8 protein-coding genes are annotated in these 11,064 nt (G+C 40.2%); 5 read left to right on the top strand and 3 right to left on the bottom strand.

Going from position 1 to position 11,064, the window contains the following annotated elements; all coding sequences use genetic code 11:
• Positions 1-5 precede the first annotated feature (5 nt).
• Genes A7Q09_RS09555 through A7Q09_RS09540 form a run of 4 tightly spaced genes read left to right on the top strand, consistent with a single transcriptional unit; the run spans position 6 to position 4,473 of the window.
• On the top strand, positions 6-875 hold the full coding sequence (locus tag A7Q09_RS09555; RefSeq protein WP_134391223.1) for a cell division protein FtsQ/DivIB: 870 nt from the start codon (positions 6-8) through the stop codon (positions 873-875).
• Between the two features lie 31 nt (positions 876-906).
• Complete coding sequence (ftsA, locus tag A7Q09_RS09550; protein WP_134391222.1) at positions 907-2,145, top strand: cell division protein FtsA; 1,239 nt, start codon at positions 907-909, stop codon at positions 2,143-2,145.
• Positions 2,146-2,182: 37 nt separating this feature from the next.
• Complete coding sequence (locus A7Q09_RS09545; protein ID WP_166791979.1) at positions 2,183-3,304, top strand: hypothetical protein; 1,122 nt, start codon at positions 2,183-2,185, stop codon at positions 3,302-3,304.
• 17 nt (positions 3,305-3,321) lie between these two features.
• The gene (locus A7Q09_RS09540; protein WP_134391220.1) at positions 3,322-4,473 is read left to right on the top strand and encodes a substrate-binding domain-containing protein; all 1,152 of its coding nucleotides are present in this window, start codon (positions 3,322-3,324) and stop codon (positions 4,471-4,473) included.
• Here the strand turns inward: A7Q09_RS09540 and A7Q09_RS09535 are convergent.
• Together A7Q09_RS09535 and A7Q09_RS09530 are read right to left on the bottom strand one after the other, a co-directional pair.
• A complete protein-coding gene (locus tag A7Q09_RS09535) occupies positions 4,463-6,307 on the bottom strand; it encodes an ABC transporter ATP-binding protein (protein ID WP_134391219.1) in 1,845 nt (614 codons plus the stop codon). The genes A7Q09_RS09540 and A7Q09_RS09535 overlap by 11 nt on opposite strands.
• Positions 6,304-8,838 (bottom strand): glycosyltransferase, encoded by a 2,535-nt coding sequence (locus A7Q09_RS09530; RefSeq protein ID WP_134391218.1) that lies wholly within the window; start codon positions 8,836-8,838, stop codon positions 6,304-6,306. Before A7Q09_RS09530 ends, A7Q09_RS09535 begins: the two co-directional genes overlap by 4 nt.
• A gap of 108 nt (positions 8,839-8,946) precedes the next feature.
• Between A7Q09_RS09530 and A7Q09_RS09525 the strand changes: the two genes are divergently transcribed.
• Positions 8,947-9,843, top strand: a complete 897-nt coding sequence (locus tag A7Q09_RS09525; protein WP_134391217.1) for a phosphoribosylaminoimidazolesuccinocarboxamide synthase — start codon at positions 8,947-8,949, stop codon at positions 9,841-9,843.
• On the opposite strand, the gene A7Q09_RS09520 is transcribed toward A7Q09_RS09525, so the two are convergent.
• Positions 9,833-10,915: an HD domain-containing protein gene (locus A7Q09_RS09520; protein ID WP_134391216.1), complete on the bottom strand. Its 1,083-nt coding sequence runs from the start codon at positions 10,913-10,915 to the stop codon at positions 9,833-9,835. The two genes, A7Q09_RS09525 and A7Q09_RS09520, sit on opposite strands and share 11 nt — an antisense overlap.
• Between the last annotated feature and the right edge of the window lie 149 nt (positions 10,916-11,064).

The following is an 11,064-nucleotide window of genomic DNA, read 5'->3' as shown; positions in this document are numbered from 1 at the left end:
GTGATATGAAGGTATTGAACAGGCCAAAAAAGAGAAAAAAGAATCGACTCAAGAAAGCTCCAATGGAGTTTTTGCACGTCGAAGGCAAAGAAAGACTACCTAAAAAAAGGATCAAATTTTCTCTTTTATTAAGAGCATTGTTATATATCGGATTGCTTGTGATTGGAACTGTCGGAGGATTCAAAAGCTGGGATTATTTTAAAAACAATCTATTAGCCCGTTATGGCTATCAGCTTAGACACATTGATGTTGAGCTGATCGGGAGCGGACGAATCACAAAAGACGAGGTCATCCGTGCTTCGAATGTGCATGTTGGAGATAACATCTTTAATTTGTCATTGAGGGATATCTATTCGAAAGTTTGTTCCATTCAAGAAGTAGATAAAGCCCTTGTAAGGAGAGAACTTCCCGATCGCCTCCTAATAAGGATTTGGGAAAGAAAACCTGTTGTGAGATTGGCAGTGAAATCCAAAGAGAATAGGAAATATTGTCTTGATGAAAAAGGCTATCCGTTTGTAACAGAAAATAGAGAGGATCTTCTTTCTTTGCCAGAAATGGTGGGGGTTCCTTTGAAATTGATTGAAGGAAAAAAAAGAATAGAAGAACCGGAGGTTTCTGCTGCCCTTAATTTGCTTCATATATTAGAAAATTCTTCTTTACACTTCCCCTTTGATCCGCAAACTATCGATGTCTCAAGGCCACTTTCTATAGGTCTTCTTACGAGAGATGGAGTCCGGCTTACCTTCCGGATCGATCATTTGAATGAACAGGTACAAAGACTGCAAAAAATTTATTCTTTTTCTCAGAGCCATGGCCGTAAAATTTCCATGGTCGATCTGACTCCGGAGCAAAATGTACCAGTAATATTTCAGTAATTTATAAAGTTTGTTTTATTAGGAAACGGTAATGTTTTGGAAGAAAGAATGGCCAATTCTTGTTGGGCTTGAAATAGGGACTAGCAAAATTGCTTGTTCGGTAGCTGAACTAAGGGAAGGGGGTGAGCTCTACTTATTGGGTATTGCTGAGAGCCCTTCGCTCAATGTGAGAAAGGGGGAAATCGTCGATTTTGAGCTAGCTCAAAAATCGGTACATGATGCTATTGTAGAAGCTGAAGCAAAAACCAATGTTGCGATCGAAGAAGTTTATCTTGCCATTAGTGGGGCACATATCCGATCGTTCAATTCGAAAGTGGTTATCAGCCTTGGAGAAGATGGAGATCGCATCGATCAAAAGCACTTAATGGAACTCAGGTCTTTGGTCAGACAGCAGGCCTTGCCGACTGGACAAATCCTTTTACATGACCTATTGAAAACCTATTCTTTAGATGATGGAACCCTGACGGAAAATCCTATCGGCCTTTTTTCAAAGAAGCTGACGGCGGAGTATCATCTCATTTCAGGCATTGCTACGAGGCTTCAAACGACTGTCCGGTGCGTAAAAGAGCTTTCTATTGATATTTGCAATTACTGTCTGAGTATCTTTGCAACAGCTCAAGCGGTGCTCACACGGAGTCAGAAAATGCAGGGAGCGATCGTTATTGACCTAGGAGCAGGGCTAACCGACTATATCGTTTATCATGGAGGCATTATTGTTCACTCTGGGGTGATTGGGGTAGGACAAGATCATTTAACCAATGACTTAGCTCTGGCCTTAAGAATTCCATTTCCTCAAGCAGAAGAAATAAAGAAACATTTTGGTTCCTTTAAGTTAGGCTCTGAATCCATTAAAAAGAGACTGACAACAAGCAATCATCTGCTTCCCGAAGAAAGGTTGGTGCCTTATAATGCAATTGTAAAAATTATGCGAGCCCGGCAAGAAGAAATTTTTGAAATTATCAAAGAGGATTTGGAAATGCAATCTTTTTGGCCTCATTTTACAGGAACCATCTATTTGACTGGCGGAGGGAGCAAGATCGATGGAGTAGAAGAGCTAGCTCAAAAAATCTTTGGCCATCCTGTTAAATTGGCTGAATCGCTGCCTTTTAAAGGAGATCAATCCTATCTCGATAGGCCAGATCTGTATACCGTTTTAGGCTTACTCAGATATGGGCGGATATTCGAAATGGAGAGTCTAAAAGAAGGACTGCTTGGAAAAATGCGTTCTTCACTCTTGCGATTTTTAGGAAATATCAAATTTTTAAATTAATCACCATTTCATTTACACTACAAAAGGAAGGGTTCTTTTGACGAAAAATGTCGTTGTGGGGATAGGGAAAGCGGGGATTAATCTATTGGACGAATGGATCTTAGCTGAAGAGCCTAGTGGCCTCTTTTATGCCTTGGATGCTGATTTTTCGAGTGTAGAAGGAAGCCTTGCTGAAAGAAGAATACTACTTGGCAAAGAGGCGACAAAGGGGTTAGGAACTTGTGGGGATTTGGAATTGGCGTCGAAGATTTTCGAGGAAGAAGAACCGAGAATTGAACAGATATTGGAGGAATGTGAGCATTTGTTAGTTTTATCTGGGCTTGGAGGGGCTATGGGCAGTGCAGGGCTCCAATTTTTTTCTAGAAAAGCCAGCGAAAGAATCAAGACGCTTAGTTCTATAGCTTTTCTTCCGTTCCATTCTGAGGCCTTTTCGCGTCAAGACACTGCAAGAAAAACAGTGCAAGAACTTTTAGAGTTTCCTCATCAGTTCATTTTTTTCTCTAACGAAAAAGCAAAGGGAGTTTTTGGTCCAGCAGACGATCCCCTTCGAGTGTATAGAAATCTTAATAAAAAAGTAAGCTCTATCATTTCCTGTTGGTACCACTTAACCCAAGCGGCTACAGAAGAAGCTCCTTTTGATAGCACAAATTTCCCTTCCCTTCTCTTTGTCGAAGACTTTTATAGTTTTTCCTTACGAGGTGTAGAGAAACTACCCGACAAGATACAACCTTATTTGCAGCCGGCTAAGGATGTCGGTTTAGAACAGAATAGGAAGGTGGCCTGGGTTTGTTTTTTTCTTTCTCCTACGAAAACTGAGGAAGATTTACGAAGCCTTTTCAAGGCTGAAGAAAGCTTGTTCGACCGTTTCTATCTAAGTATTATTAGAGAAAATAGAGAAAATATGGATGCTAGAGAGGAGGGGTTTGTTCTTATTGGTAATGCTGCTGGAGAAAAGTTTATTGAAACAGAGATAGAAAAACAACTCGAAAGGACCGATACTATCCTTGCCGATAATAAAAGCTCTACACAACCTGACGATGGTCTTCAAAAAGACAGCATTTCAACTGGTATTTTTACCAAAGGCTATAAAACGGTCCATAAAGGAGTTAATTTGGATCTGCCAGCTTTTTTAAGAAAAGGGATCTCTATTAAAATTTGAAAACTGACTCCTAGGGCATGCGTAGAAAGATGGCTTTAAAAGATTCTCTCATTAATAATCCTCTTCGGTTGACAAGGATTGGCAAAGGTCTATCCCAAAAGGAACTTGCTTCAAAAATTGGGGTAAGTCGCCAAAGCATTCATGCGATGGAAAATGGGCGCTATATACCTAATACGGCCGTGGCTCTTAGGTTGGCTCGAGTTTTAGGAAAAAGTGTCGAGTTTCTTTTTCCTTATAGCCCCGATTTTGTAGATGTCGATTGCATTGTTGGGGTGGATCAGCAAAATACCTTCACTGAAAAAAGCCCAGACAGATTGGTGGTGGGAGAGGTAAGAGGAAAAAAGATTGCATGGCCTTCTGCCAGTCTAGAGTTAAATCTTGGCTATGTTGAAGCGAATGCTTTTCGGGTAAGTTCTGAAGGGAATTGTCGACAACTGAGGCTTCTTTGCCCATATTCAGAAATAGAAAAGCAAATTTTTTTGGTTGGGTGTGATCCCGCTCTTGGAATGCTCTCCAATCGTCTTGCTAGGTATTCTGACTTTAAGCTATGGTGGTTCAGACAACCAAGTCTTAAAGCCTTAAGTTCTCTGCAATTGGGATTTGCTCATGTAGGTGGTTTCCATTTTCCTAAGGAGCATCCAAAAAACAATATCGCAAGTGGCACCGAAGCATTGGCCAAGACAGGAGGCTTAATTTTCGCTTTTAGTAAGTGGGAAGAAGGGTTTGTGGTTAAACCTGGCAATCCATTGAAAATACGGCAAGTAGAAGATCTCCTCCAAAAAAATGTCCGCTTTGTCAATAGAGAAGATGGCTCTGGAACCCGTATATTGCTTGACAGCTTGCTCAATAAAGCGGGGATCCAACCACATCAAATTAACGGATATCGGATTGAGCTAGCTACTGCTTTGGATGTTGCCAAGGCGGTTGGGTATGGATTTGCCGATGTTGGATTAAGTTCGAGGGCTTGTGCGGAGATTACTTCCTTGGATTTTGTTCCTCTCTATGAGATGGAATTTTGGTTAGCTATACCTCATGATTTAATTTTGCAGCCTGCGGTAGAAAAATTTCTTGATTTTCTCAAATCTGGGGATCTTAAAGATGATTTAGCCTTATTACCTGGTTATAGTTTTGAGGCTTTAGGGAAAATAGTCAAAGAGGTTAAAGAATAGTAGAAGGTGAGAAAAAATTGCCTGCTTTCCACAGCTGATAGAAGAGCCCTTTTTTGTCTAATAGTTCTTTACCGCTTCCTTCTTCACAGATTTTCCCATCTACTATCACAAGAATGCGTTCCCAAGAATGAATGATGTGTAGCCTATGGGTAACGAAGAGAGTAGTCTTATTTTTCATAAGGTGTAGTAAAGAAGACATAAGTTCTAGTTCCGTTTTTAAATCTAAAGAGCTGGTTGGTTCGTCCAAAAGAAGGATTGGAGAATTTCTTAAGAAAGCTCTGGCTAAGCCTATTCTTTGTCTTTGTCCTCCGCTGAGAAGTGCCCCTTTTTCTCCTACAATCGTATCATATCCTTTTGGAAGTTGGGTAATAAACGAATCGACTGAAGCTTCTTTTGCTGCTTCGATGATTTGATCGTGACTCGTTCCCTCTTTTCCGAATTTGATATTTTCTTCGACGCTCGTATTGAATAGAATGGTATCTTGTAAGACTAGAGAAATATGTTGGCGTAATGATTTTTTGGTCATGTTTCGTAAGTCAATGCCGTCGATAGTGATAGCGCCTTCGATAGGATCATAAAACCTACAGAGTAAGGAGAGAATGGTTGTTTTTCCGGATCCTGTGGGACCTACAATAGCAACCCGTTCTCCAGGATTGACAGTGAAACTTATATTTTTGAGAACTGGCTTTCCTGGGTGATACTCGAAAGAGACGTTTCTAAATTCTATTTTACCTTGTGGAGCCTTCAAAACAATTCCATTAGAAGGCTCTGAAACTTCATTAGGAATCTCAAAGAGTTCGAAAATTCTTTTCATGCTACTTGTGGCACTTTCCAAAGCCCAAGACGTGTAACTGAGCTGTTCCATCGGTTGGTATAAGGAAGCCAGATAACTTAGAAAAATCCATAATTGCCCAATAGATAATCTTCCTTTCCAGACTTCATTCGTCCCTATGAAAAGTATCAGGGCTGTTCCGAAGGCTGTGGTCATTGTTATAAGAAGGGAAGAGAAGTTACTAGTCTGCAGGTATTCATAGTTGGCGTTCAGACTGTTCCAAGCTGCTTTTTCAAAAGATGCTATTGATTCTTCTTCTTTAGAGAAAGCTTGAATCAACCGCATCGAAGAAATTCTTTCTGAGGTCTCTGCCAAAAGATTGCTTTCCTGTTCTTGGACTCGGGTACTTTTTTGTTTGATTTTAGCAGTATTGGCTGAGATAATTGCCCATAACAAAGGTGCAATGCCTAGGGCTGTTGTGGCTAGATATAGATTAAGCTTCAGCATCACCAGTAATGTCCCGATGAGAAGGAGAGAAGAACTAAAGATAGTGCTAAATCCTCTGATCAACATGGTCAGTATTGATTGGCTGTCATAGGCAATTCGATAGACTATGTCCCCACTTTTGTTCGATTCATGAAAACGCAATGGAAGATATTGAAGGAAGGAGAAAGTATCAGTTCTTAATTTTAGAAGGGCCGATAACCCTATGCGATAGAGTAAAGAATTGATTAGAAGGGATAATTGGCCATGGATCAAATAGATTAGAAATAAGGCTGCGCAGCCAATAAAAGCAGTGGTCAGAAGATTGTGCCTATAACCATGGGGGAGGTGATTGATAGTTTTTAGTAGCACGTCGTCAATGAGCCATTTCACTGGCCAAGGTCGTAAGATATTCAACCCCACAGAAAGAATAATCAACAATGCGCAGAGAAGGAGTTTTGGAAAGAAAGGTTGATAGTAAGGCAACGTCCGCTTATAAATGGCAAAGGAATCAAAAAGGGCAGGTAGAAAAGAAAGCTTCTTGAGTCGATGCGTTGAAAATTGTGTCGCCTTCTTCATTTGATTTTTGTCAAAAGGGTTTCTTTGGCAGCTTGATCGATTAAAGCAATAAGTTTAATGAACAGCCTTCTTTGTTTGATTCTCAAGTAAAAAGAAAGAAGGGCTAGCAGAGGTAGGGTAGCTAAAAGTGAAGTCTGTCCTACTCCAACCCATAGAAAGCATGTAGTAAGCAGCATAACAAAGAAGATTAATTTGTGTAGAGATGTTGGTTTAGCATCCAATTTTATTTTTATAATCCTCTCATTTCGAGGATAGATTTCAGTAAGACTAAGCAGAGGGCAGTCCCAGAAGTTGTCTGCATAGAGAAAAATATCCCAACTGTCCCAACCAGAATCTAAGGCATATCTGCAAGCTTTTTCATCGAGTTTTTCTATAATCTTTTTTAAAAGGCTAATTCTATCTTGGCCTGTTTTGGACCAATAAGAGAGGATAAGAGGCGTTTGTATTGTGAATATTATAGGGATCAGAGGGGTACTGTCCCCTGGAAAAGCTATTGGCAGCTTCCGAGAAAAAAACCACTGCTTATGTCTTGTAATGCCCCTAACAATGGGTTGGATAACGACGAGGAAAAAAAGCAGAAGTTTAGAACTAAATCTCAACTTTTTGGGATCTGCTTTCAGTTGAGCAATATAGCTTAAGGCCGACCAAAGAGGAGGAAGGAAAGGAAGAAAGAACCACAGTCTAGTTCTTTCAATAGTAAAAAGGAGCAGAGAAAGCAAAAAAGCAGCCATCATATACTCGAAACTTCTTGTAAGAGTAGCCCAATAATTTTCTTTTCCAGGGTATAAAAATTGAAACAATCCGGTTCCAAAAATACCTTGATAGATGGAAGATTTTCTCAAAGAGAAAAGATTAAAATTTTGTTCATATATTTGCCCCTTCCAGATTGCACTGCCCAACGCTCCGAAATAATGGGGATGTTTAAAACGAAGAAGCGCTTCGGCTTCTCCATAACCTATTTGCTGTTTGAGATATTCTTTGATCGTAAATCTTCTATAATGCCAAACGATTGCCGAAGGATTAAATCCGATTTGGTATCCATTAAATAAGATTCTCCAGCAAAAATCCACATCGTCTCCAGCTTTCCGAAAAGTAGGATCAAAATAGCCTACTTTCTCAAATATCCATTTCCAAAAGGCCATATTACAGCCAGGAATATGTTCGGCAGAACTATCTGTCAGCAGTACATGACTGGGAGAGCCAGGTGCTAGGGATATAATTGCCTGTAGAAGACCTTTGGGAATAGGAGAATAGTTAGGTCCTCCACAGGCTACGTATTGCTTATCAAGCAGTGTCTTGACAAGAAAATATAGCCAATCGGGATCGGCCATACAGTCTGAATCTGTAAAAACAACAATTTCTCCAGAAGCTCTTTTAATACCTTCGTTTCTGGCGACTCCTAATCCTTTGTTTGCTTGATGAACGGCAATAACTTCAGGAAATTTTTTGAGTATCTCCTGGGTATGATCCGTTGAGCCATCGTCGACCACTATAATTTCATAATCTGGATATTGAATAGCCCTCAATGAGGAAAGACAATCAGAAAGAGTATTGGCTCCATTATAACTGCAAACGACCACAGAGACTTTCGGAGTGCGTTCCAAAGGAAATCTTTGGTAAAGGGGAAGGTGGTGTCCTTGGAAGAGTTTGCGAATAATCCAATAACTTTTTTTAGGTTCTCTATTTTTGGTTACCAATCCGAAAGCCCAATCTTCTATATCCATCCCTCCAGTAAACCATTCATCTGTCCAGCTGAATATGATCGTTCCAGCTAGGCCTGATTGGAAAACAATCCGAATATGTTCTCCTAGTAACCATGCTTGATTGTTCTGTCCGTGCCTTAAGGAATCCATGCCAAACTCACTTAGAATGAGCGGTTTTTCCCCTGCTAGATTTTGTAGCTTGTACAAATAGGCTTCCAAATCTTTGGGGTTGTGCAAATAAACATTGAAACTATAAAAATCCACAGGATATGGTTGGAAGTATTCCGTTGGGGGGAAATTGGCATAGCTGACAAGGGCTTCCCCATCAGTATCCTTAATAAGGAGAAGCAGATCAGAAATGAGTTTTTCAATTTTTTTTCTTCCATAAAAACGAATACAGTCTGGCGGCAGTTCGTTGTCGACAAAATAACCTACTAGGGCTCGATGTCCCTCATACTCTTTTACTTTCTGTATTATCCACTGCTTAAAAGCATTGAAAGACTGGGAATCGGAAAAATAGTGGTATCTTTCTGTCCAAGGAATAGAAACTAAAATTTTTAGCCCATATTCTTCTGCTAGATCTAACAACCAGCAAGGAGGAAAATGATAGGTTCTAACCGTATTTATTCCCGCTTGCTGCATGAGCAGAAAATCATTTCTGACTTCTTCAGCTAGAGGAAAATAGGAATTTGTCGAATCCCTTGGTCGGAAGGGGCCATAATTAACTCCTTGGATGTAGAATTTTTTCCCTTTGTCGTAAAAAAATTTGGAATGAATTTTTATTCTTTGAGAAAATAGTTGAGATTCAGAAGGTGCTGAAGTTGTCACAGCAAAATGTCAGGGCAAAAGTTTAATTTTAAGCTGTCTGAAAAGAAAGAAAATTACATTCTTTAAAAAGTATTATAGCTTAAAGAATAAAAGGATTTAAATAAAAAGATGGAAGCAAAGCAAGATTTGGAACGATTCGGTCTTCGAAAAATTAGAAGCGGGAAAGTGAGAGATCTCTATTACTGGAAAGAAGAACTTTGGATGGTGACCACTGATAGAGTGTCTGCCTTTGATTGCATCCTACCGGAACTTATTCCAACAAAGGGAATTATTATTAATCAAATAGCCTTGGGTTGGTTGGAAAAAACCTCCTTGCTTTTTCCCAATGCGCTATTAAGTGAGGAACTTCCCCCTGAAGTGAACCTGCCAGAATGGAATGGTAGACTGATGCGAATGCTTCCTTGCGATCCAATTCCGGTTGAATTTATCGCCAGAGGTTATCTAGTGGGTAGCGGTTGGAAAGAATATCTTGAAAAAGGGACAGTAGGCGGCTACCGACTTCCCCCTCATTTGACATTTGGCAGTCCATTGCCTGAGCCTTTATTTAGTCCTACAACAAAGGCAAAAGAAGGGCATGATGAGGCTCTTGATGTAGAATCAGCCAAAAAAATCCTAGGGGACAATTACGACGTTTTAAAAAATATTACCCTAGATCTCTATCTTTTTGGGAAAAAATATGCCTATCAAAAAGGCTTGATTCTTGTGGATACAAAATTTGAGTTCGGTAGAAGAGATGAAAAACTCTATTTGATCGATGAAATGCTTACTCCGGACAGTTCTCGATTTTGGTTAGTCGAAGATTATGAAAAACACAAAGGAAATTCTGCCTATTACGATAAGCAGATTATACGCATGTATCTAGAACAATCGAAATGGAACAAGCAGCCACCACCCCCACATCTCAGTCAAGAAATTATAGAAGAAACACAAAAGCGGTATAAAGAAGTCCTTTCAAGACTTTTCCCAGAACGACTTAAAAAGCTAGAAGCCTCCATTAATCAATAAGGTTTTCTGGAGAGGTCCCCTCGGTCTGTTCTAAAGACTTTGGTTTAGATATATACTTGCTTAAGGGAGCAATAGGATAGCCTTCTAGAGGAGGCCTTCTTTCAAAGATACCAGGAACGACTTCTTTTCCCTCTTCATAAGCGCAACGAAACATCTCTAATTTTGCATCCAGATTATCGAGGATATGGAGAATCCAAGCCTCTGGAGTCCTTGGGGTCACAGGTGAGCCATATTCTCTAAGTCCGTGATGGGAAACGATTAAATGAAGGAGATGGACTCGGACCAGATCCGAAGGGGGAATCAACGCTCTGTGAAATTCCTCGCTATGTTGCAGGCTTCTCCATAAGGAGTTGACAATTTCTACCCCTATTGGGATATGTCCAATGAGTTCGGCTGTTTTGCTTCTTTTCATGACAAATCCCTGTTCTTGAAAATCGTTTTCCCAGAGTTTTCCACAATCATGGAAAAGGATCCCCGCTTTGATAAGGTCCCAGTTGTACACAGGATAAGCTGCCATCAACCCTTCGGCAGCTTGGATCATTTGGCATACATGTCTGAGCAAGCCACCACGGAAATTATGATGGTATTCTCTAGCAGCTGCCGCCCTTTTGAATCTTTCCCCATAGTCGATTAGAAATTGGGAACATAAGCGACAAAGGCGAGGATCTGCTATGGAACCTATTTTTTTTTCAAGCAGTTCCCAATCCGATTGAATTTCAGCATTTCGGTTTTGTTCAAGAAGCTCTTGTATTTCTTCTTGGCTTAAAACCCTCAGAGTATGGACGATCGCTTGCAAGCCATAAGAGCTATTGCGAAAAGTCGCTGAAAATTCGACAAAGGCGTTCTTGGGCAGTGTTAAAAAAGAAGCATAGGCTTGTGATTCCTGCCATATTTTAATTTTTTTGTTTCCTGAATGGTCTGCTATTTCTATATCCAGGAAAAAAGAACCGTTTCGGGTGGTAGATTCTTTTGTAGATACTAATTGGCAGCGAAGAGTCCCAATTAAACTTTCTATTTGTCCTATTCTTTCAGAAAGTTCACTAAGGCTCTTTATTTTTTCTTCCGTCTGCATCGGCGAAATCGCATCAGTAGATTTTTGATATTGACATCCTCCCCATGCCTAAAGGCAGGGGATTCCTGGAGATAACTGACCAGATTTAGCCAGGGCAAGCTCTCCGATGAGGGTGTTGAGGTTTTGATAGACCCTGACATTCTCATCGG

Origin of the sequence: Methylacidiphilum sp. Yel (assembly GCF_004421185.1) — a bacterium.
Lineage (GTDB): Bacteria > Verrucomicrobiota > Verrucomicrobiia > Methylacidiphilales > Methylacidiphilaceae > Methylacidiphilum.
This window is presented reverse-complemented; position numbering and strand designations above follow the sequence as displayed.

What these genes read in the sequence shown, in the direction of transcription:
- A7Q09_RS09535 (WP_134391219.1), bottom strand. Translation starts at nt 6,307, where the DNA reads ATGAAGAAGGCGACACAATTTTCAACGCATCGACTCAAGAAGCTTTCT.
- A7Q09_RS09540 (WP_134391220.1), top strand. Translation starts at nt 3,322, where the DNA reads ATGCGTAGAAAGATGGCTTTAAAAGATTCTCTCATTAATAATCCTCTT.
- A7Q09_RS09525 (WP_134391217.1), top strand. Translation starts at nt 8,947, where the DNA reads ATGGAAGCAAAGCAAGATTTGGAACGATTCGGTCTTCGAAAAATTAGA.
- ftsA (WP_134391222.1), top strand. Translation starts at nt 907, where the DNA reads ATGTTTTGGAAGAAAGAATGGCCAATTCTTGTTGGGCTTGAAATAGGG.
- A7Q09_RS09555 (WP_134391223.1), top strand. Translation starts at nt 6, where the DNA reads ATGAAGGTATTGAACAGGCCAAAAAAGAGAAAAAAGAATCGACTCAAG.
- A7Q09_RS09520 (WP_134391216.1), bottom strand. Translation starts at nt 10,915, where the DNA reads ATGCAGACGGAAGAAAAAATAAAGAGCCTTAGTGAACTTTCTGAAAGA.